The organism is Bremerella sp. P1 (assembly GCF_028748185.1).
Classification (GTDB): Bacteria; Planctomycetota; Planctomycetia; order Pirellulales; family Pirellulaceae; genus Bremerella.
In genome coordinates this window covers 1,670,940-1,692,742 of sequence record NZ_CP118164.1, presented here as the reverse complement: position 1 = coordinate 1,692,742, position 21,803 = coordinate 1,670,940, and the positions used below count along the sequence as shown (strand labels likewise).

General features: G+C 56.8%; 17 protein-coding genes. 15 read left to right on the top strand and 2 right to left on the bottom strand.

The annotated features are described in order from the left end of the window. Positions 1–71: 71 nt before the first annotated feature. Both recJ and rpmG read right to left on the bottom strand, forming a co-directional pair. Positions 72–1,841 (bottom strand): single-stranded-DNA-specific exonuclease RecJ, encoded by a 1,770-nt coding sequence (gene recJ / locus PSR63_RS07025; protein WP_274331931.1) that lies wholly within the window; start codon positions 1,839–1,841, stop codon positions 72–74. Positions 1,842–2,045: 204 nt separating this feature from the next. Next, positions 2,046–2,210 carry a 50S ribosomal protein L33 gene (gene rpmG / locus PSR63_RS07020; protein ID WP_274331929.1) on the bottom strand — a complete coding sequence of 55 codons (165 nt, stop codon included), beginning with the start codon at positions 2,208–2,210 and terminating at the stop codon, positions 2,046–2,048. A gap of 512 nt (positions 2,211–2,722) precedes the next feature. Between rpmG and PSR63_RS07015 the strand changes: the two genes are divergently transcribed. From PSR63_RS07015 to PSR63_RS06945, 15 genes are all read left to right on the top strand, one after another. Further along, positions 2,723–4,243 (top strand): prenyltransferase/squalene oxidase repeat-containing protein, encoded by a 1,521-nt coding sequence (locus PSR63_RS07015; RefSeq protein WP_274331927.1) that lies wholly within the window; start codon positions 2,723–2,725, stop codon positions 4,241–4,243. Positions 4,244–4,387: 144 nt separating this feature from the next. Continuing rightward, entirely contained in the window at positions 4,388–5,920 is a 1,533-nt protein-coding gene (locus tag PSR63_RS07010; protein ID WP_274331925.1) for a prenyltransferase/squalene oxidase repeat-containing protein, read from the top strand. Continuing rightward, a complete protein-coding gene (locus PSR63_RS07005; protein WP_274331924.1) occupies positions 5,904–6,668 on the top strand; it encodes a HisA/HisF-related TIM barrel protein in 765 nt (254 codons plus the stop codon). The genes PSR63_RS07010 and PSR63_RS07005 overlap by 17 nt, the downstream gene beginning before the upstream one ends. 579 nt (positions 6,669–7,247) lie before the next feature. Beyond that, complete coding sequence (locus PSR63_RS07000) at positions 7,248–8,597, top strand: Na(+)-translocating NADH-quinone reductase subunit A (RefSeq protein WP_274331922.1); 1,350 nt, start codon at positions 7,248–7,250, stop codon at positions 8,595–8,597. Positions 8,598–8,599: 2 nt separating this feature from the next. Beyond that, positions 8,600–9,835, top strand: a complete 1,236-nt coding sequence (locus PSR63_RS06995) for an NADH:ubiquinone reductase (Na(+)-transporting) subunit B (RefSeq protein WP_274331920.1) — start codon at positions 8,600–8,602, stop codon at positions 9,833–9,835. Beyond that, entirely contained in the window at positions 9,825–10,616 is a 792-nt protein-coding gene (locus PSR63_RS06990; protein ID WP_274331918.1) for a Na(+)-translocating NADH-quinone reductase subunit C, read from the top strand. Before PSR63_RS06995 ends, PSR63_RS06990 begins: the two co-directional genes overlap by 11 nt. Continuing rightward, complete coding sequence (locus PSR63_RS06985) at positions 10,609–11,226, top strand: NADH:ubiquinone reductase (Na(+)-transporting) subunit D (RefSeq protein WP_274331917.1); 618 nt, start codon at positions 10,609–10,611, stop codon at positions 11,224–11,226. The genes PSR63_RS06990 and PSR63_RS06985 overlap by 8 nt, the downstream gene beginning before the upstream one ends. A gap of 3 nt (positions 11,227–11,229) precedes the next feature. Further along, the gene (gene nqrE, locus PSR63_RS06980) at positions 11,230–11,844 is read left to right on the top strand and encodes an NADH:ubiquinone reductase (Na(+)-transporting) subunit E (RefSeq protein WP_274331916.1); all 615 of its coding nucleotides are present in this window, start codon (positions 11,230–11,232) and stop codon (positions 11,842–11,844) included. A gap of 66 nt (positions 11,845–11,910) precedes the next feature. Next, complete coding sequence (gene nqrF, locus PSR63_RS06975) at positions 11,911–13,134, top strand: NADH:ubiquinone reductase (Na(+)-transporting) subunit F (protein ID WP_274331915.1); 1,224 nt, start codon at positions 11,911–11,913, stop codon at positions 13,132–13,134. A 36-nt stretch (positions 13,135–13,170) separates the two neighbouring features. After that, entirely contained in the window at positions 13,171–14,199 is a 1,029-nt protein-coding gene (locus PSR63_RS06970; RefSeq protein ID WP_274331913.1) for an FAD:protein FMN transferase, read from the top strand. Between the two features lie 12 nt (positions 14,200–14,211). Beyond that, a complete protein-coding gene (locus tag PSR63_RS06965; RefSeq protein WP_274331912.1) occupies positions 14,212–14,478 on the top strand; it encodes a hypothetical protein in 267 nt (88 codons plus the stop codon). 416 nt (positions 14,479–14,894) lie between these two features. Further along, a complete protein-coding gene (locus PSR63_RS06960; RefSeq protein ID WP_274331910.1) occupies positions 14,895–16,067 on the top strand; it encodes an alpha/beta fold hydrolase in 1,173 nt (390 codons plus the stop codon). A gap of 90 nt (positions 16,068–16,157) precedes the next feature. After that, complete coding sequence (locus PSR63_RS06955; RefSeq protein ID WP_274331908.1) at positions 16,158–17,624, top strand: sulfatase; 1,467 nt, start codon at positions 16,158–16,160, stop codon at positions 17,622–17,624. 345 nt (positions 17,625–17,969) lie between these two features. After that, positions 17,970–20,333 carry a DUF1592 domain-containing protein gene (locus PSR63_RS06950; protein ID WP_274331907.1) on the top strand — a complete coding sequence of 788 codons (2,364 nt, stop codon included), beginning with the start codon at positions 17,970–17,972 and terminating at the stop codon, positions 20,331–20,333. Between the two features lie 4 nt (positions 20,334–20,337). Next, positions 20,338–21,699, top strand: a complete 1,362-nt coding sequence (locus PSR63_RS06945) for a DUF1552 domain-containing protein (protein ID WP_274331906.1) — start codon at positions 20,338–20,340, stop codon at positions 21,697–21,699. Positions 21,700–21,803: the final 104 nt, after the last annotated feature.

Here is a 21,803-nt window from a genome sequence, read left to right as displayed (position 1 = left end):
ATGGGACTTCTATGTCGATGTCATGAAGGCCCGTTGAAGATTAGGATTTTAAACACCGGCTGAAGGTTCGGTCAACCTGACTGATTCACCGGGATTTTCGACTCGGTCGGCTTCCAGGCAACCAGTTGCAGCTCCACGTTACTACGGCCGCGGAAGGTGTTAATGACCGGGTGATAGGCGATATCGAGAGGCCCTTCGGTGGCTTCCAACTCGTCGGCCCATTCGCCTCGGCCGAAGGCGACGCCTCGGATTTTGACGCCGTGATGTTCGAGCTGAATAGCCAAGTGGCGTTCGCCGCCGCCGATCTTTCTCGGTGGGGCTGCCAGCTTGGCTCCGGTGGCACACATCAAGGGACGCGGGTTGCTCTGACCGAACGGGCCAAGCTGGTCGATCTGCTCGACGATCTGTCGGGTCAGCTGCGTGAAGGGGGCCTCGGCGTCGATGACCAGTTCGGCGACGCGGTCTTCGTCGGTGACGTTCGCGGCGGCGTACTCGCAGAACTCGTGGCGGAAGTTCTCGATCTGAGCTTCATCGATTTGCAGGCCAGCTGCCGCGGCGTGGCCACCGTGTCCCAGGAGTAAGTGGTCGCAGGCCTGGAGGGCCTCGTGAAGATTCAAGCCGTTCGCCGAACGGCAGGAACCGACGCCTGGTTTGACGCCAGCTTCGTCTAGCGCGATCATCACTACCGGGCGGTTGTACTTGTCGGAAAGTCGACCGGCGACGATGCCGATGATGCCTGGGTGCCAGCCGTGACCGGCGAGAACCAGCGCCGGATCGTTCTCCGGATCGAACTCGTCTTTGATTTGCTTCGAGGCGGCCAGCTGAACACTTCGCTCCAGGCTCGAGCGACTGTCGTTAAGCTGATGCAGATAGTCGGCCAGTGCGGCCGCGCGTTCGTTGGAATCGGTCGTCAGTAGTTCGATCGCAAGCTGAGCTTGGCCGAGACGTCCGGCGGCGTTCAGGCGTGGGGCCAGCGTGAAACCAATGTCGTCGCTAGCCAGGCTCGGCTTATCGCTCAGTCCGGTAATCTTCGCCAGGGCGCTAACGCCAGGCACGGGGAATTCGCGCAGGCAGTTCAGGCCATGACGAACCAACAGCCGGTTTTCGTCGGTCAGGGGAACGACGTCGGCGACGGTTCCGATCGAGGCCAGTCCCACGGCGGACAGTAAGTAGTTCTTGTAGCGATCGGTCACTCGCTTGGAATCGCATTCCAGTTGGCACAGTGCCCAGGCAAGCTTCAACGCGACGCCGGCTCCGCACAGGCCACCAAAGGGATAGTTCGTTCCAGGCAGGCGGGGGTGAACCAGGACCGACGCATCGGGTAGTTCGTCGCCCATCTCGTGGTGGTCGGTGACGATCAGCTCCAGACCCAAGTGCTTGGCATGCTTGGCTTCGGCCACGCTGGCGATGCCGCAGTCAACCGTGATAACCAGGTCGGTCTCGCGCTCGGCCAGCTTGTCTAAGGCTTCGTTGTTCAGGCCGTACCCTTCGTCGATGCGATGAGGGACGTAGTATGAAACGGAAGCTCCCATCAGCTTCAAGCAGCGGTACAGAATCGCGGTCGAGGTGATCCCGTCAGCGTCGTAGTCGCCATAGATGGTGATCTTCTTGTCGGCGTGGGCCGCGGCATGAATTGCCGCCGCGGCTTCTTTGACGCCCGGCAAGAGTTCCGGATCTCGCAGGCCCGAGAGCTTGGCGTCGAGGAACTCGCGGGCCGCATCCACATCGCGAATACCGCGGCAAACCAATAGCTGGGCAACTACCGGGGGAATGCTAGCGGCTCGTTCTAGGTTACGAACGATGGCCATGTCGTGCGGAAGAATTCGCCAGGTCGCATCCATGAATCGGGGATCGCTCCATCGGTCGAGAAAAGAGTTGGGTCAAAGCCCAAATTATCGAGAGTAAGCCAGCAATTTCCAGCCCCAAGTCCAAGGTTTAGGCGGTTGCGGTGGCTGGGTGAGGTCCGCGCATGCAATAAGCCGGACCCCTTGGAGTCCGGCTTGCTGGGTAGAAATAGCTTTCAAGCAGGCCAGTGGCCAGCGAGCTTATTTCTTCTTTTCGTTGTGCATCGTGTGCTTACGCAGACGAGGGCAGTACTTCTTCAGGCGAAGCTTTTCGCCACCAGGCTTGCGGCGGAGCGAGTAGTTGTAGTCGCCCGTTTCTTCGCAAACGAGAAATACAGTTTCAGCTTTCTTATTCTTCTTGGCCATGGCTTGGACCAATTACCTGTTTACGGTCACCAGATTGATTTGTCGAAACCTTAGTTTTTAGCAAACGACCTCGATCCTGGGAAGGGCTCAGCAGCGACTGGCAGGGAAGTTCGTGCCAGTTTCCGGCCCCCTACGGAAAAAGTCGTGAAATCATGACATCCAAGAGTACATATTGAGGTCAAATTCGTTCCTTTCCGTGTATCGATCCGCAATAATCGGCTGTTATCGATGCGAATAACACAGAGAACGAGTAAACTCATCCATGCAACATTGCTGACAAGGTAGTCACTGCCCTTGTTGGGGGGTGTTACGGGAGTTCCTTCACCGTAGAATGCTCTTAGTGAAGAATCTCTTCCATTTTGCCGCCCCATCGGTGAACTGGGTTCGGCCCCAATCAAGGCCCTTTTCTTTCCTTGATGGCCGGGATCCATGTGTCGCGTAAAGCGTGACCATGTAATGAGTTGTTGGTCTCCGCTTCTAGCGTGAAGCGATGAATTCCACGGAGAATTGAAATGGCTCAAGTTGACGCTGATCAAGAATCGCACGAAGAAGAACACGAAGAACAGAAGCCAAAGTTCGCCTCGCGCTTCATGTTGTTTACGGCGGTTCCCTCGTGGCTGATCAGTTTGGTTGTCCATCTGGTCTTCTTCCTTATTTTGCTGACGATCTTTATGCCGCCAGTGAAGAAGGATAAGCGCACTCTGACCATCAACGATTCCGCCGACGCGGAAGAGATTGAAGAACTGGTCATGGAAGAGTTCGAGCCGATCGACGAACAGACGCTCGAATTCGATGATCCACCAGAGCAGCCGGAAGAAGCCATCTTGAGCGACGAGATCGTCGTCTCGGAATTTCAGGAAGAGATGGCCGCCACGCAGATGGTCGAGCTGAGTGACTTCGCCGAAGAGACGATGCCATTCTCGGACATCATGAGCGAAGTGGCAGGCGTCGATGGCAATGCGACTTCCGGTCGCGGTCAGGCCACGCGTACTCAGATGCTGCGTGAAAATGGTGGTACTGGGGCCAGCGAACAGGCCGTGGTTTGGGGTATCCAGTGGATTGCCGAGCATCAATTGCAAGACGGTACCTGGAGCTTCGATCATCGCCGCGGTGCCAAGAAGCCTGGCAGTAAGGACTGGGGATCGTTCGGCGATTCGCCTCGTGCTGCGACCGCCATGGCCTTGTTGCCGTTCCTTGGTTCCGGCATCACGCATAAAGAAGGTAAGTACAAGAAGCAGGTCGAAGCGGGCCTTGGTTCTTTGATCAAGCTGATGGAAGTTCGTGGCGACACAGGCAGCTTCCGCGAGCAAGAAGGCAACATGTATTCGCACGGCCTGGCGACCATCGCTGTCTGCGAAGCGTACGCCATGACGCAGGATAAGAATCTGCTGGGTCCTGCTCAGTACTCCATCAATTACATTCAGGCCGCCCAAGACCCGGTTGGTGGTGGTTGGCGATACCAGCCACGACAGCCAGGGGATACTTCGGTTGTGGGTTGGCAGTTGATGGGCCTCAAGAGTGGTCACATGGGCTACCTGAGCGTTCGTAAGAACACCATCGCTGGGGCGATCAAGTTCCTCGATTCGGTCCAGACCAAGAATGGTGCCGCTTACGGTTATGCCGATGCCGGCAGCAAGCCTTCGATGAATGCGGTGGGGCTGCTGTGCCGCATGTACACCGGCTGGAAGAAAGAGAACCCAGCCCTGCAGCAAGGCGTGGCCGATTTGGGTAAACGTGGTCCAAGTCTGGGTGGCAACTCCGACATGTACTACAACTACTACGCGACGCAGGTCATGCGTCAGTATGGAGGTTCTGACTGGGAAACCTGGAATGAGAAGATGCGAGAATTTCTCATCAAGCAGCAGGTTCCTCAAGGTCAGCCTGAAGCCGGTAGCTGGCACTTCAATGGACCGCACACCGAACGGGGTGGTCGTTTGTACAACACCTCGCTGTCGCTGCTGACTCTGGAGGTTTACTACCGCCACTTGCCGATCTACAAAGCGAACGCCTCGGAAGAAGACTTCCCGCTGTAATCGCTACGATCGATTCAATCCAACTCTTAAAACCTCGCGGCGGACATGCGATTCCCCGCGAGGTTTTTTGTTGCGCAATCGGGAAGGGTTTCTGACCTATAGTTTTCCGTTTCTCCGGATCACCTTCCAGGTTAGCCAAGTCGCTTGCAAGCCAATACTTCCAGCGCGAATCATGACATCGCGTCCCATCAGGGGGCGGCGGCTCCCGATACGCGCGTGCGGTTTCGCTTTCGTAAGTTGGTCTTGCTTTCGATGGATCGCGTCAAAGGAGGCATCAGCTTCTTTGCCAGTGCGGCGGTTCATTTCATTCTGCTGATCATCCTGGCGTTGTGGGTCGCTCCGACGGGGCCAGGTGGTAACTCCGGCGAGATCACCTTGTTGCCGTACGAGCAGCTGCCTGAGGATCTATCGATCATCCAGACGGTGACACCAATCGAAATCAGCCAGGCTCAAGACACCATGCAGCAAGAGCTGCAAACCGACTCGGCCGCAGCCGGTGAGCTAACGAAGCTGACCGAGCCGCTTCCCAGTCAGTTCGCCGACAACAGTCAGGCCGCAACCTTGGAGACGACCAATGCCTTGCAGAAGAACCTGCCTTGGCAGATGGCAGTCCCCTCGAAGAACGGAGGCGGCTTTCAAGGGCGAAATGGTGAGCTCCAGAAAGAGTTGCTTTCCGCACGGGGCGGATCACCGGCAACGGAAGACGCCGTCGAGCGTGCGCTGCGCTGGATCGCCGCCCATCAGTTGCCGGATGGCTCGTGGAGCTTCAACCATCACGAGGTCGAGGTCGGCAAGTTAAGCCCTAACCCAGGCGAACCGCTCACACGAACCGGCGCGACCGGGCTGGCCCTGCTGCCGTTTCTGGGCAAGGGCTATACGCACATGAACGAAAACCCCTATCGAGATCAGATCGAGCAGGGGCTCTACTTTCTGCGGGCCAATATGGTCATTGGTCCTAACGGTGGTGACCTGCAAGATGGATCGATATACGGTCACGGGCTGGCCACGCTGGCGCTGTGCGAAGCGTACGCAATGACTGGTGACCCGGCTCTGCGGACTGAAGCCACCGAGGCGGTTCGCTTCATCGAATATGCCCAGCACGATCAAGGTGGCTGGCGTTACCAACCCAAGCAGCCAGGCGACATCAGTGTGTTCGGCTGGCAGCTGATGGCGCTCAAGAGCGCGCTGCTGGGCGATATCAAGGTCGACAGTTCGACGATCGGGATGGCCGAGTTCTGGTTGGATCGCGTGCAGCAGGCCGATGGTGCCTACTATGGTTATCAACATCCGGGGAAGATGCTTTCGCCCACGTCGATCGGGCTGCTGAGCCGCATGTATCTGGGTTGGCCGCGGGAAGATCCACGGATGCATAAGGGGGTTGACTTTCTATCGGACGAAGGACCCTCGAAGACGGATATGTACTACAACTACTACGCCACCAACGTGCTGTGTCACTATGGTGGTCCTCAGTGGGAAGGCTGGAACGACGAGCTCAAGGCCTACCTGATCAAGACGCAGTCGCGCAAAGGCTACACGACTGGCAGCTGGTACTTCGACGACAAGCATGCACGGGTAGGGGGGCGATTGTACGTAACGTGTCTCTCGGCGATGATCTTGGAAGTCTATTATCGCCACATGCCTTTGTACTCGGAGAAGTCGCTTGACTTCACATTCTGATCGACCTGCCTGGTATGACGCCATTCTGCCGGTGATTGACCTGCGGTTTGGTCAGGTCGTGCGTGGCATTGCCGGGCGTCGTGATGAATATCAGCCGGTCGAATCCCGTTACACCGACGATTCGCGGCCTGGCAGTATTGCTCATGTCTATGTCTCGATGTTCGGATTTCAGGACTGTTATGTTGCCGATCTGAACGCGATCGTTGAAGGGCAAATGGATGTCGCCGCGCTGGAAGCGATCGCCGTACAGGGGCTGAAGGTCTGGCTTGATGCCGGCATTGGCAGTGTGCGGCAGTGGGAAGCATGCCAGGAAGCCCTTCGCGATTGGCGTCCCTATCGCTGGATTGTGGGACTGGAGTCGCTGGAAAGTTGGGGTGCGCTCGAGGAGTTACTCACACAGATCTCGCCTGAGCGACTCGTCTTTAGCCTGGACATGAAAGCGGGAGAGCTGCTGTCCGCTGGCGAAGACTTCGCAGCGATGAGCCCAGAGCAAGTTGCACGACGAGCGGCTGAGATGGGTGTGAAGTCGATGATCCTGCTCGATCTGGCGGCGGTCGGTGAAGGGAAGGGGAGTCAGACGAAATCGCTCATGCAGGCGCTCAAGAAGGAGCTGCCAGAGGTCGAACTGCTGGGTGGGGGCGGAATGAGCTGGCCTGAGGATGTCGAGACGCTTTCCCAGTGCGGGGCCTCGCGGGTCTTGGTGGCATCAGCACTACACGATGGGCGAATCGCGCCGCATCTTGGTTAGCCGTCCGATTATTTTTTTGGGGCTGGATCGATTTTTTTTCTGCCGCCCTCTGGGGGAAAGCTGGGCAAAATCAATTGAGTTGGAGGCTCAGTTGGGTCGCGATTGGTTGCACGCTGTCTGGGGTCTGGCAGTTGGTAGCCGGACCGATTCCCTTAGGGCTTTCCAATGGAAGTCAGTTTTCCACAAGTCAGTTCGTGCGGTTGAAACATCCAGTGAGCTGGTTCGGCTTGAGAATGCGGAGTTCCCGCAGGTCATTTTAAGTGGTCGAATCTCCCCTTGCTGCGCGAACTCAAGGCATTATCATTTCTGTTGTCGAGCTGGTTACCCCACCATGCACTGATTGTTCTGGAAAGATTACCCGGGCAGGCAACGCCGCATCGACGCAGGCATGCTTACCTCTTGGTTGCGACCATCTTTCACTCGGACACTAACGCAGAGCACGCACCCAGTCACTCCGAGATTTTTTCCCACAATAACGTCACGCGGGGGACATTCGACACTGACATTGTGATAGTTTTCACAAAGCCCTCCTGGCAAGTGTGTTGAACCATAGCCTCCCAAGCGGGAGTGAGGCCCAAGATGCCACAGCGGATCACGATTAGCAAAGGCTTGAATCTGCCCATCGCAGGCAAGCCGAAACAGTCGGTAGAAGAAATCGCAGACGTCCGTAAAGTTGCGTTGATCGGTCGCGATTACATCGGCATGAAGCCGACGATGTTGGTTGCCGAAGGGGATACCGTCCAACTCGGACAGCCCCTGTTTGAAGACAAAAAGACGCCTGGGGTGCTCTACACCTCACCGGCGGCTGGCAAAGTGGTTGAAGTTAACCGCGGTGCCAAGCGTAAGTTTCTGTCGGTCGTGATCGAAGTCGAAGGGGACGATAAAGTCGCCTTTGAATCGTTCAGCGAAGGCAACCTGGTCGGTCTCGATCGCGAAAAGGTCGAAGCCAACCTGGTGAAGTCCGGCTTATGGACCGCCTTCCGCACGCGACCTTTCGGCAAGGTTCCTGCCTTGGGGACTTCCCCACGGTCGATCTTTGTCACGGCGATTGATACCAGCCCCTTGGCTGCTGATCCGGCCCCGATCATCAAGGGCAGTGAGATCGAATTCATCGCCGGTCTGGAAGCGATCAGCAACTTGACCGAAGGTAAGGTCCACGTCTGCCAGGCTCCGGGAGCCGCACTCCCAGGCAGCGACCTGCAATTTGTCAACGCGGTCGAATTCGACGGCAAGCATCCTGCTGGTTTGGCGGGAACGCACATTCACTTCCTCGATCCGGTCGGTCCTGGCCGCGTCGTGTGGTACCTCGGTTACCAAGACGTGATCGCCATCGGTAATTTGTTCCGTACCGGCGAACTCGATACCCGTCGCGTGATCTCGCTGGCTGGTCCCGGCGTCAAAGAGCCGCGTCTGATCAAGGCTCCCATGGGTTCGAGCATCGAAGACCTGACCAAAGATCAGCTCAACGAAGGCACGATGCGAAAGATTTCGGGCTCCGTGCTTTGCGGTTACGAGTCCGCAGGCGTCGAAGCTTACCTCGGCCGCTACCACACCCAGGTATCGGTCCTGGCAGAAGGGCTCGAACGCGAGATGTTCGGTTGGCTCGCACCGGGCTTCAAGAAGTTCTCGGTGAAGTCGGTGTTTGCTTCGTTCCTCTCGCCTGGCGAGCTGAACATGACGACCACGGCCAACGGTAGCCACCGTGCGATCGTGCCGATCGAAGCTTACGAGACGGTCATGCCGCTGGACATCGAACCAACGGCGCTGCTCAAGTCACTTATTGTCGAAGACACCGATTCCGCTCAGGCGTTGGGCTGCTTGGAATTGGAAGAAGAAGATATCGCCCTGTGTACGTTTGTGGACACCGGGAAACACGATTTCGGTACCATTCTGCGGAAGAACCTGACCCGCATTGAAGCCGAAGGATAGCCATGAAATTTATACGCGGAATGCTCGATAAGGTCGAACCAATGTTCCTCGAAGGAGGAAAGTTGGAACGACTCTATCCGCTGTACGAAGCGGCGGATACGTTTTTGTACACGCCACCAGATCGTGCCAAGGGTTTGACCCATGTGCGCGACGGGTTGGACCTGAAGCGAACGATGATCTTCGTCGTTCTCTCCCTGCTCCCATGTATCTACATGGCATTGTGGAACACGGGGTACCAGGCCAACTTCCAGATCGCCAATGGTGCTTCGCCAACGGCTGACTGGCACGAGTCGATCTTTCAGATGACCGGGCTCAGTCACGATCCGTCTAGCTGGATCGCGAACATGGTGCTGGGGGCGATCTTCTTCCTGCCGGTGTACATCGTCACGATGACCGTCGGTGGTACGATCGAATTGATCTTCAGCATCGTGCGGAAGCACGAGATCAACGAAGGCTTCCTGGTCACCGGGATGCTCTTTCCGCTGATTCTGCCTCCGACCATTCCACTGTGGCAGGTTGCCGCAGGTATTGGTTTCGGCGTGCTGGTTGGTAAAGAAGTCTTCGGTGGTACCGGTAAGAACTTCCTGAACCCGGCTCTGACCGCTCGTGCGTTCCTGTACTTCTCGTACGCGACTGACCTGACCGGTGATAAAATCTGGTCGGCTGTTTCGCCGGACGGTTTCAGTGGAGCCACGACGCTGGGTATTGTTGCTTCGGCTGCCGATGGCACGACGATGGAGCAGGCCATGCAGCAAGTCGACGGCCACGGGGTTACCTGGAATCAGGCCTTCTTGGGTGTGATGCAGGGTTCGATGGGCGAAACTTCGGTGCTCGCTTGTTTGCTCGGTGCGGCCTTCCTGATTTGCACGGGCATTGGTTCGTGGCGAATCATGCTTGGCTGCTTGATCGGTGCGATGGGCCTCTCAGGCGTCTTCTACCTGGTCAGCGATGACGTCCTGTACGGCATGGCTCCTTGGTGGCACCTGGTCGTGGGTGGCTTTGCCTTCGGTACGGTCTTCATGGCGACCGACCCTGTCTCCGCAGCAATGACCCGCACCGGCAAATGGGTTTACGGCATCCTGATTGGTGTTGTCACCATTCTGATTCGTGGTGTCAGCCCGGCCTTCCCGGAAGGGATCATGTTGGCGATCTTGTTCGGCAACGTCATGGCGCCGCTGATCGACTACTTTGTTCTGCAAGCTAACATCAAACGGAGAAAGGCCCGCTATGCGACGTGATAGTGTTGCCGGAACCATTTTGGTTGCCGCAGTTTTATGCGTGGTCTGCTCCGTCATCGTGAGTGGAACAGCCGTTGGCCTGAAGAGCATTCAACAGGCCAATGCGGAACTCGATAAACAACGAAATGTGCTCGCTGCCGCCGGACTCCTCGAGAAAGGTGATAGCACCGAGCAGATTACGGCCAAGTTCGAGAAGATCGAGAAGCAGATCATCAACCTGGAAACAGGCGAAGTCGCTTCCGACGAAGAACTGAAAGAAGCTGGCGTGTCCGATCCTGCCACCTACAATCCTGCTGAAGCTCGGGACAACCCCAAGCTGAACCGCGAGGTTGATGGTCTGACAGGCATTCCCCGAACCGAAAAGTTCGCCGATGTCTACCTGGTGAAGTCAGAAGATGGTGCCCTAACGGGCGTCGTGCTTCCGATCTACGGCAAGGGACTGTGGTCGACGATGTACGGCTTTTTGGCCCTCGAGTCCGACCTGGACACTGCCAAGGGAATCACCTTCTACCAGCATGGCGAAACGCCAGGCTTGGGTGGTGAAGTCGATAACCAGGTCTGGAAAGACAAGTGGCCTGGCAAAGAAGTCCGCAACGACGAAGGCAAGGTCCTGATCGAAGTCGTCAAAGGTATCGGCATGGGTGAATCGCAAGTCGACGGTCTTTCTGGCGCGACGATCACCACCAAGGGTGTGAACAACTTTGTCCGCTTCTGGCTAGGCGAGCAAGGCTTCGGACCGTATCTCGAAAGTCTGAAAACGAAGGAGAAGTCCAATGGCTGATTCGCAGTCTCCTAAGGACGTTTTGCTCGACCCCGTCGTGCATAACAATCCGATCGCTTTGCAGGTCCTGGGGATCTGTTCCGCGTTGGCCGTGACTTCCAAGCTGGAAACATCGTTCGTGATGTGTATCGCCGTCATCGCGGTGACCGCTTGCTCGAACTTGGGTGTGAGCCTGATTCGTAAGTTCATCCCCAGTAGCATTCGTATTATCGTCCAGATGACGATCATTGCGTCGCTGGTGATCGTGGTCGATCAGTTGCTCAAAGCGTTCGCCTATGACATCAGTAAGCAGATGTCGGTGTTCGTCGGCCTGATCATCACCAACTGTATCGTGATGGGGCGTGCCGAAGCATTTGCCATGAAGCACAAGCCGGGGATCAGTTTCCTCGACGGTATTGGTAATGGTTTGGGTTACTCGATGATCCTGCTGATCGTCGGTTTTTTCCGCGAACTGTTTGGTAGTGGCAAGCTGTTTGGTATCGAAGTCATGCCGGACGCCTATGTCGGCAACGGCTTGATGCTGCTGCCACCCAGTGCGTTCTTCCTGATCGGCTTCATCATTTGGGTCGTTCGGACGTTTAATCCAGATCAAGTCGAGTCGGAGGGTTAAAACATGGAAAGCTATTTGACCATTGCCCTCAAGGCAATCTTCAGCGAAAACCTAGCCCTCTCGTTCTTCCTGGGAATGTGTACGTTCCTGGCTGTTTCTAAGAACGTGAAGACGGCCCTTGGTTTGGGGTTGGCCGTGATTGCGGTCATGGGAATCACCATTCCTGCCAACCAGTTGCTGTACTCCTTCTTCCTCAAGAAGGGTGCGATGGCTTGGATCAGTCCTAGCCTGGGCGATATGGACCTGAGCTTTCTTGGTCTGATCAGCTACATCGGCGTGATCGCGGCGATCGTGCAGATCCTGGAAATGACGCTCGATCGTTACGTGCCTGCCCTGTACGCGGCCCTGGGTATCTTCCTGCCGCTGATTACCGTGAACTGTGCCATCCTCGGTGGTTCGCTGTTCATGGTCGAACGTAATTACAACTTCGGTCAAAGCGTGGTTTATGGTTTGTCGGCCGGTTTCGGTTGGGCATTGGCCATCGCCGCTTTGGCTGGTATTCGTGAAAAGCTGAAATACAGCGACGTGCCAGATGGCCTGAAAGGCCTGGGGATCACGTTCATCACCGCCGGTCTGATGGCAATGGCCTTCATGTCGTTCGGCGGTATGATTCAGTAAGAGCTGCCCGGTAACTGTCGCATCGAATTTACTTAGCAAAATCCTGGTATCAGGAAGAAGTTAGTCATGGCAATTGTTCTCGGCGTGAGCATGTTCACAGGGGTGGTTTTGCTCCTGGTGGTCATCATTCTCTTGGCCAAGAAGGCTTTGGTGCCGTCCGGCGATGTTCAGATCGACATCAACGAACACACCAAGGACATCTGTGTCCCGGCTGGCGGCAAACTGCTTAACGCACTTGCCGACCAGGGCGTGTTCGTCTCCTCGGCCTGCGGTGGCGGTGGTACGTGTGCCCAATGTATTGTCCGCGTGAAGAGCGGTGGCGGCGACATTCTGCCAACCGAGCGATCGCACATCAACAAGCGTCAGGCACGCGAAGGCTATCGTCTTTCCTGCCAGGTGGCTGTGAAGCAGGACATGGAAATCGAAGTCCCGCACGAAGCCCTGGAAACCAAGAAGTGGGAATGCGAAGTCATCTCGAATCGCAACGTCGCCACGTTCATTAAAGAATTCAAGCTGAAGATTCCTGAAGGCGAATCCGTTCCCTTCAAGGCCGGTGGTTATATCCAGATCGAAGTTCCTCCGCACGAACTGAATTACAAAGACTTCGACATTGAAGAGGAATACCACGAAGACTGGGACAAGTTCAACCTCTGGCGTTACACCAGCAAGGTCGACGAGCCGGTCATCCGTGCTTACTCGATGGCCAACTACCCGGGCGAAAAGGGCATCATCATGCTCAACGTCCGTGTTGCTTCGCCTCCGCCGCGTGCTCCTGAAGGCACGCCTCCGGGTAAGGTTTCCAGTTACATCTTTAACTGCAAGCCTGGCGACAAGGTGACCATCAGCGGTCCTTACGGTGAGTTCTTCATCAACGATAGCGACGCCGAAATGGTCTACATCGGTGGTGGTGCCGGTATGGCTCCGCTGCGTAGCCATATCTTCGAGCTGTTCAAGAACATCAAGACCGGCCGCAAGGTGACCTACTGGTACGGTGGTCGTAGTCTTCGCGAATTGTTCTACGTGGAAGAGTTCCGCGAGATCGAAGAGCAGTTCCCCAACTTCAAGTTCAACATCGCGTTGTCCGATCCGCTGCCGGAAGACAACTGGACCGGGTACCAGGGATTCATTCACCAGGTGCTGTTGGAAAACTACCTGAAGGATCACCCGGCTCCCGAAGACATCGAATACTACATGTGTGGTCCGCCAATGATGAACCAGGCCGTCTTTAAGATGCTGGACGATCTGGGCGTCGAACCAGAAAACATCCGCTTCGACGACTTCGGCGGCTAAGCCCAAAGCGGCGAGTCGATCCGGCTCGCGAAGATCATGCAAAGCTACAGTACGGCCAGCCTCTTATGGCTGGCCGTTTTCCTTGGATGCCAACAAGCTGCCCCGCCAGACCCGGTCGCGACCATTGAAGGTCAGACGATGGGGACCACGTATCACATTCGCGTGGTCACCTTACCTGAAGGTCCCCAGCGGTTGCTCAAGCTCCAGGAAAAGGTCGACGAGCTTTTGGCTGAGGTCAATCGTCAGATGTCGACCTACGATCCCGATTCAGAACTCTCTCGATTCAACAAGTCCCCGGCCGGTGAGTGGTTCCCCGTTTCGAGCCAACTGATCGAAGTCGTTCTGGCAGCTCAGCAGATCAGTCACGCCACCGACGGAGCGTTCGACGTGACTGTTGGGCCGGCCGTGAACCTATGGCGGTTTGGTCCCGATAAGAAGCGAAAAGAGTTTCCGACTGACGACGAGATCGATCAGGCCAGCAAGCTAGTCGGTTACCAGCAGGTAGAGGTCCAGGTCGATCCGCCAGCACTTCGCAAAGCCCAAGACAACGTCTACGTCGACTTGTCCGCGATCGCGAAAGGGTATGGCGTTGACGTTGTCTTCGAGTTGATCCAGCGGGAAGGCTTCACCGATTTCATGGTCGAGATCGGTGGCGAAGTCCGCGCGACCGGCCTGAAGCCTACTGGCGAGCCATGGCTGATTGGAATCGAAACGCCAGCGGACGATGTCCGGAAGTATGATCTGATTGTCGGCCTGCGAGACAAGGCGCTCGCGACCTCAGGCGACTACCGCAATTTCTTCAAGCACGAAGGCCAGCGTTACTCGCATACGATCAATCCCAAGACCGGCAGACCGGTCGAGCACGACCTGGCATCGGTCAGTGTCCTGTTTGAAAACTGCATGCTGGCCGACGGCTATGCGACCGCTTTTTTGGTCTTGGGGCCGGTCGAAGGATATAATTTCGCACAAGAGCACGAAATGGCCGTTTTCTTCCAGATGCGGAAAGAGGATGGCACCGTCGAGACAAAAGCTACCACTGCCTGGCAGCAGTACCAATTGAATTAGAGGACATTCGCCATGCTTTACATGTTGCTCATTACCATCGGCGTGTTCGCCATTGTGTTGACCGGGATGGCGATCGGTGTGATCCTCAGCAATCGCGAAATCAAGGGAAGCTGCGGCGGGCTGAACAAGTTCAAAGACTCGGTCGGCAATCCGATCTGCGACGCGTGCAGCAATCCATCGCCATCATGCAGCCGCATTCCCGAAGAGGAACGCTGCCAGGAACCGGCCGATTGCAGCGACCACGATGTCCAAGATGAAGTGACCAACCAAGTTCACTAGTCTTAAGGGCCGGAGGCCCGGCCGAATGTAGCCAGGGGCGTGAGCCCTTGGTTGTGGAATAAACAGTTCGAGTCTATAGCCCTGGAAGGGCGGCCGAAAAGCATGATAGGAAGCTTCGGTCGCCCTTCCAGGGCTTTCTTTATTGCAGCCAACTGATTCCAGGGGCTCACGCCCCTGGCTACATTCGATCGGCCTTCCAGGCCTGGGAAGATGATATTTGCGTACTGTGTGCCCACTGTCCATTGTTGGGTCGGTCTGTACTAAGATAAGTCTTGTGTGGCTCGCTAGATGGATAGATGCCAATCGCCTTCTGAGACTAATTTCCACCCAATTGCGAAACTTTACGTTGCCTCTGGGGGTTTAACGGATGAACCTTTCCTTTTCGCAACTTGGCATGATCTTCAGAGGGTCTGGCTATGAAATGCTCAGCGCGGTTACTTTCTGTTCTTGGTTGTCTCTTTCTCGTCGGGCCGATCTTCGCCCAGGCACCATCCTTCGATCGGCTCGATCGCAACAGCGATGGCAAGATTGAAAAGGACGAATTGCCTGAGCGTGCTCAGCAGCTGTTCGGCCGACTCGATAGTGATTCGGACGGGAGCGTTACCAAGGAAGAATTCGAGACCTTTGAAAAGCGACGGGCTCAAATGCAACGACAGCGTCAAGGTCAGCGACCGCAGCTAGGCAACAACGTAGAAGGCATCGAGATCACGCGTGACATTCCTTACGGCGACGAGAAGATCAATCGGCAGAAGCTGGACATCGCCGTGCCGGAGAAGCGTTCGACCGACAAGCCACTGCCGGTGATCGTGTTGATTCACGGGGGCGGCTGGCAAGGCGGAACCCATGGGCCATACCTGAGTCGTGCCATTCCCCTGGTGCGTAGCGGCGACTATGCCGCGGTCTCGATCGGATATCGCTTGACCGACGTGGCCAGCTGGCCGACGCAGATTCACGATTGCCAGGCCGGTCTCCGCTGGGTCAAAGCCAATGCCGAAAAGTACAACTGGGACCCCGATAAGATCGTCGTCTGGGGAAGTTCCGCAGGCGGTCATCTCGTGGCGATGCTCGGTGTCTCGGCCGACGTACCTGAGCTGGACGGCAAGCTGGGACCCCACGCCGATCAATCGCTGAAGGTCGCTGGCGTGATCGATTTCTTCGGCCCGGCCAACATGCTGACGATGGGCGATGGTCCTGGGTTTGAACGCCACAACAGCCCCGACTCGCCGGAGAGCAAGCTGCTGGGTGGCACGGCGAAAGAGAACGTCGACGTCGCCAAGTCGGCTTCTCCTCAGTTCCATGTTTCGGAAGGGGACGCTCCGATCTTGATCCTGCATGGGACGAAAGATGGCACCGTGCCGTTTCAGCAGTCGGTCGACTTCCACGAGACGCTGACCAAGGCAGGCGTCGACTCGACCTTCGTGCCGGTAGAAGGGGCTGGTCATGGCTTCGCTGGTCAGGAAGTCAACGAGCGCGTCGAGGCGTTTTTGCAGAAGATTCTGCAAGGTAAGGACATCGAAGTAAGCGATAAGCCGATCAAGAGCTCGCAGCCTCAACAGCGACGTCGGCAACAAGGTCCTCGCGGCGAATAACGCGACCTTGCGTGCAATCGTACGCCTGATCAACTATACTGGGCCGACGTAGTCAGACATGACTTGTCGGCCCTTTTCGTTGAGATTGCCATGCTTCGCCCCACGCTTATCGCCTTGCTGTTTTCCTTCGCGGTCCTTTCCCAGGCGTTTGCGGACGACCGTCCCAACTTCGTGCTGATCTACGCCGATGACATGGGCTGGAAGGACGTTGGCTACCAGGGAAGCGACTTCTACGAAACGCCTGTCATCGATGCGTTGGCGAAGCAGGGCATGGCGTTCTCGGCTGGCTATGCCTGTGCTGGCAACTGCGCACCGAGCCGGGCCTGTATGCTTTCGGGGCAGTACACCCCGCGGCATCATCTGTACGCCGTCTATAGCACCAACCGCGGTCCTAAAAATGAGATGCGGCTGAATCCCATTCCCAACCGCGATGGTCTCAACCCCGAGAACTACACACTGGCCGAAGCCCTGAAAGATGCTGGCTATGCGACGGGGCACTTCGGCAAGTGGCACCTGTCTGGCAAGGATGGAGCCAACCCGAGCAAGCAAGGCTTCGACGAAACGTACGATTCGTTCGGCGATGGCGAGCTAAAGGAAGGAACCGAAACCAATAAAAAAGGACCACCCAGCGACCCCAAAGGCGTCTTCACCCTGACCGACAAAGCATGTGCGTTCATCGAGAAGAATCGCGATCGTCCTTTCTTCTGTTACCTGCCGCATCATGCGATCCATGGGCCACTGCAAGGACAACCGAAAACGGTCGGCCACTTCGAAGCCAAGCCCAAAGGCGAAAACCACAAGTCGGTCATGTACGCGGCCTGTACGTACGACCTGGATGAAAGCGTTGGACGTTTGCTGAAGAAGCTCGACGAGTTGAAGCTGGCCGACAAAACGATGGTCATCTTCACCAGCGACAACGGCGCGACGCCGCAGTCGCTTCAGGAACCGCTGCGAGGCAACAAAGGAGGCTACTACGAAGGAGGCATTCGCGAGCCGTTCATCATTCGTTGGCCGGGCAAGATCAAGCCGGGCAGGACGTGTGATGTGCCGGTCATTCAGGTCGATCTCTATCCGACCATTCTCGACGCCGCTGGCATCTCGGTCCCCAAGGACAAAGTCCTCGACGGCGAAAGCCTGATGCCGCTGCTGACTGGCAAAGGACAGCTCGAGCGTTCGGCGATCTTCTGGCATTTCCCAGGCTATCTGAACACGGCCGTCACGCGGGGACGTCCGCTCGATGTTCGCACCGGCTTTCGCTCGCGACCGGTGACCGTCATCAACAAAGATCATTGGAAGCTGCATCTCTATCACGAAGAGTGGGTGCTTGATGGTGGCTCCGAGAAGCTGCCTGAAAACGGTGCCGTCGAACTCTACGATCTGCGGAAGGACATTGGCGAACGCCATGACCTGGCCGCTTCGAACCCCGAGAAGCGGGACGAACTGCTGGCCGACGTGCTCCGCTGGCATGAAAGTGTCGGGGCGTTGATCCCCACCGAGCCGAATCCGAAATACGCACCAGGCCCCGCGAAAAAGGGGAAGGGTAAGAAGAAAAAGTAGGTCGATCGGCTTTCAGGCCTCTCAGGCCGCATGATATCCAGCGAAACCTGCACCTTGCCACCCGGCAGGGGAGCTAGGTATTGGCCGCAAGTTATGGCTATCAAAGGGTTTTCCTATTGGACTTGCCTCGCTACTCTCGTGTAAAATAAAACGACCTGAAAGTTTTCAGGAAAACCCTTTGGCATATCGCGACGATGTAACAACATAGTCGACCTGCCGAAGGTGACATCCCGCCTCCCGTTCCTCCCCCACCTGCTAGCTATTGTAGAACAACGACGTTTGGTTCCCTCAAGGAACGTCGGACGGGTAATCCCTACAAGTCTGCAAAGCACGCTCCACGAGCCTATGACCTTCCATCCTCAGTTCGTTCGTACCACCCTGCCGCTTGCGCTGTTGGCACTTGTTGGTTTCGCCCAAACGTCTTGGGCCGACGAGGAAGCTGTGCGCGAAAAGGGGCGGAAGATCTACAGTTCGATGTGCGCCGATTGCCACGGCGAAAAAGGGGAAGGCGTCGACGGTGCCTACGAAGCGGCATTGGTTGGCGATGCCAGCCTCGGCGAGCTGACGCACCAGATCACTAAGACCATGCCCGAAGGGGACGCCGAAGCATGTGTCGGTCCCGATGCCGAAGCGGTCGCTGCATTCATGCACTATGCGTTCTATAGCGAAGCGGCCCGCATCCGAAATCGTCCTCCGCAAATCACGCTGGCGCGTCTCACCGGCAATCAACTCCGTCAGAGCCTGGCCGATCTTTACAGTCACTTTCATGGCGCTCCTGGCTACACTGAAGAACGTGGTGTGAAAGGGATCTACTTTGCTGGCTCGCGTTGGAAGAACGAGAACAAAAAGATCGAACGCGTCGATCCGATGATCGACTTTGACTTCGGTCGCGAAAGCCCCGGCGAAGGCATCAAGAAGGAAGACTTCTACATCCATTGGAACGGCAGTATCCTCGCCGAGGAAACGGGCGACTATGAAATCGTCGTCCGCAGTACCGTTTCGTTCACCATGGACTTCGGTAAGCTCGGTCGTACTCTGATCGACAACCACGTGCAGTCCGGTGACAAAACCGAATTCCGCGAGATCGTTCGACTGACGGCAGGTCGTGCTTATCCCTTTAAGATCGATTACATCCAGCGAAAGCGAAAGACCGAGCAGCCGCCGGCCAGCATCTCGCTCTCGTGGGTTCCACCGCACGGCGTCGAGCAGCTCATACCGCAGCGGAACATCATTCCGTTTACCGTCGAGCCAACGTACTCGCTGCAAACGAAGCTTCCGCCAGACGATCGCAGCTACGGCTTCGAGCGTGGGATCGCTGTCGATCGACAATGGGACGACTCGACCACTGCGGCTGCCATCGAGTTTGGTATTGTCGCCGCTGACGAGCTGTGGCCTCATTACGATCGACGCAACAAGAAGATTCCCGAAGAGAATCGTGCTCGCCTGAAGGCGTTCCTCACCGAGTTCGTCGAGACCGCTTTTCGTACGAAGCTTTCCGACGAAACGAAGCAGCTTTACATCGATCAACAGGTGGCCCAGTGCCCTGACGACAACGAAGCCATTCGTCGTGTCGTGCTGATGACGCTCAAGTCGCCACGGTTCTTGTATCCACAAACCGATGCGACCGATTCGCTCTCGCAGAAGGTGGCCAACCGCCTGGCGTTGACCTTCTACGATTCGATTCCGTCCGACCGGTGGTTGCTGGACAAGATCGAACGCGATCAGCTGCAAAACGAACAGCAAATCCGCGAAGCTGCCTGGCGGATGGTCAACGATTACCGTACCCGCGGCAAGACGCGTGAGATGCTGCACGAATGGCTCAACATCGGTCACTTCGGCGAGATCACCAAGGACGAAGCCCGCTTCCCTGGCTTTAAGCCGGAACTGATCGCCGACATGCGGACCTCGCTCGACTACTTCCTCGACGACATCGTCTGGAGCGAGAAGAGCGACTACCGCGAACTGTTCACCACCGACTGGGCTTACACCACCGATCGCATGGCCCAGTTCTACGGCGACCAGTGGAAGCCTGCCGAGGCCACCAATCCCGAGGCCGACAAACTGCCGCGCGGCCCTGGTCCGGCCGAAATGCGAAAGACAGCCGGCGGTGGCGAGCACCGACTTGGTCTGCTGACGCATCCTTACCTGATGAGTGGCCTGGCTTACACCGATACTACTTCGCCCATTCATCGTGGCGTGTTCCTCATTCGCTACATGCTTGGTCGTACGCTGCGTCCGCCGAATGCCGCGTTTACGCCGCTCAGCCCGGACTTGCATCCCGACCTAACCACGCGTGAACGTGTCTCGCTGCAGACCAGCCCTGAAAGCTGCCAGGTTTGCCACTCGCGAATCAATGGCCTGGGGTTCACGATGGAACGATTCGACGCGGTCGGTCGTTTCCGCGAGACCGAGCGAGAACGCCAGGTGAACGCCCAGGGGACCTACACCACGCGTGACGGACGCGAAGTGACCTTCCAAAACGAACAAGAGCTGGCCAAGTTTCTGGCCGAAAGTGACGACGCCCATCGGGCCTTCGTCAGCCGAGCTTTTCAGCATTTCGTCAAACAGCCAGTAGCTGCCTATGGGCCAGAAAAGCTGGACGAATTGACTGAGAAGTTCAAAAATAGTGGATATAACATCCGCGCCCTGTTGGTCGAGATCGCAGTGATCGCGGCCATGGAACCCCACAACACCAAGATCGCAGGATGAACTAATGGTGCATCAACTTTCACGACGTGACTTTCTGCAGAAGACCGGCATCAGCTTCGCCGCCGCTAATCTGCTGGCCGGGCTGCCAAGCCTGGGCTGGGCGTCTCAAGCTGCGCCGAAGAAACGTGTGGTGTTCATCTTCAGCCCCAACGGTGTGATCCCCGATCACTTCTGGCCCAAGACGCTGGGTTCCGATTACGACATGAAGCGGATCCTCAAGCCGCTCGAGCCGTTCAAGCAGCAGACGATGACCATCAAGGGCATCGGCAACTTGATCAAGGGTGACGGCGACGGTCACATGCGTGGCATGGGCTGCCTGCTGACCGGGATCGAACTGTTCCCTGGCGACGTCCAAGGCGGCTCCGATACGCCAGCCGGTTGGGCCATGGGGATCTCGGTCGATCAATACTTGAAGAATCAACTGCAAGCCAACGCCGACACGCAAACGCGTTTCGGTTCGTTGGAATTCGGCGTGATGGTTCCCGATCGGGCCGATACCTGGACGCGTTGGTCGTACGCCGGGCCAAACCAGCCGGTCGCTCCGATCGACGATCCGTACCAGATGTTCGACAAGATGTACGGCCAGGCCAAGAACCGAGCCATGCTGGCCAGCGTGCTCGATGACCTGACCGACGACTTCAAAAAGGTCGAAAAGCTGATCAGCGTCGAAGACCGCCAACTGCTTGATACGCATATGCAAATGGTGCGTAAGGTCGAGCTCGAACTGCAGGCCGAAATCGCGCAGCAGCAAAAGCAAGACGCTGAGCAAGCAGGCGACGAGCGAGCCGAACTCGATCACGCCATTCCTGAACTGCCTCCGAATGTTCGCGAAGACAACGACAACATTCCGCAGATCACCAAGATGCAGATCGAGCTGATGGTCAACGGTTTCGTCCACGACATGAACCGGATTGCCTCGCTGCAGATTACCAATAGCGTCGGCCAGCCGAAGATGAAGTGGTTGGGTATCGAGGAAGGGCACCACGGCCTGTCGCACGAACCGGACAGCAACGAGGACGCCTACGAAAAGCTGATCAAGATCAACACATGGTACTGCGAGCAGGTCGCTCACCTGGCCAAACGGCTTTCGGAAACTCCGGAACCAGGCGGCAACGGAAGCATGCTCGACAACACCACGATCATCTGGACGAACGAACTGGGTAAGGGGAACTCCCATACCCACAACGACATCCCATTCGTCCTGGTCGGTGGCGGCCTCGGCTTCAAGATGGGTCAGGCACTCGACGTGAAGAAGGTTCCTCACAACCGCCTTCTCTTGAACATCTGCGAAGCGATGGGCTACCCCCAAAAGACCTTCGGCAACCCAGACTACTGCGGCGACGGTCCTTTGACCGGGCTGACCTAATCGGTCGCTCAGCGCATGCATCGAACGCACGCCCAAACAAACTTGGGCGTGGACTCGGAGCCGTAACTACGCAGCACTCACATATGCCCTCTCCCGGCAAGGGA

Bases quoted from the DNA above. Each gene is read 5' to 3' on its own strand.
- PSR63_RS06985 (WP_274331917.1), top strand. From the start codon at position 10,609: ATGGCTGATTCGCAGTCTCCTAAGGACGTTTTGCTCGACCCCGTCGTG.
- PSR63_RS06990 (WP_274331918.1), top strand. From the start codon at position 9,825: ATGCGACGTGATAGTGTTGCCGGAACCATTTTGGTTGCCGCAGTTTTA.
- PSR63_RS07000 (WP_274331922.1), top strand. From the start codon at position 7,248: ATGCCACAGCGGATCACGATTAGCAAAGGCTTGAATCTGCCCATCGCA.
- recJ (WP_274331931.1), bottom strand. From the start codon at position 1,841: ATGGATGCGACCTGGCGAATTCTTCCGCACGACATGGCCATCGTTCGT.
- PSR63_RS06945 (WP_274331906.1), top strand. From the start codon at position 20,338: ATGGTGCATCAACTTTCACGACGTGACTTTCTGCAGAAGACCGGCATC.
- nqrF (WP_274331915.1), top strand. From the start codon at position 11,911: ATGGCAATTGTTCTCGGCGTGAGCATGTTCACAGGGGTGGTTTTGCTC.
- PSR63_RS06970 (WP_274331913.1), top strand. From the start codon at position 13,171: ATGCAAAGCTACAGTACGGCCAGCCTCTTATGGCTGGCCGTTTTCCTT.
- PSR63_RS06995 (WP_274331920.1), top strand. From the start codon at position 8,600: ATGAAATTTATACGCGGAATGCTCGATAAGGTCGAACCAATGTTCCTC.
- PSR63_RS06960 (WP_274331910.1), top strand. From the start codon at position 14,895: ATGAAATGCTCAGCGCGGTTACTTTCTGTTCTTGGTTGTCTCTTTCTC.
- PSR63_RS06950 (WP_274331907.1), top strand. From the start codon at position 17,970: ATGACCTTCCATCCTCAGTTCGTTCGTACCACCCTGCCGCTTGCGCTG.
- rpmG (WP_274331929.1), bottom strand. From the start codon at position 2,210: ATGGCCAAGAAGAATAAGAAAGCTGAAACTGTATTTCTCGTTTGCGAA.
- nqrE (WP_274331916.1), top strand. From the start codon at position 11,230: ATGGAAAGCTATTTGACCATTGCCCTCAAGGCAATCTTCAGCGAAAAC.
- PSR63_RS06965 (WP_274331912.1), top strand. From the start codon at position 14,212: ATGCTTTACATGTTGCTCATTACCATCGGCGTGTTCGCCATTGTGTTG.
- PSR63_RS07015 (WP_274331927.1), top strand. From the start codon at position 2,723: ATGGCTCAAGTTGACGCTGATCAAGAATCGCACGAAGAAGAACACGAA.
- PSR63_RS06955 (WP_274331908.1), top strand. From the start codon at position 16,158: ATGCTTCGCCCCACGCTTATCGCCTTGCTGTTTTCCTTCGCGGTCCTT.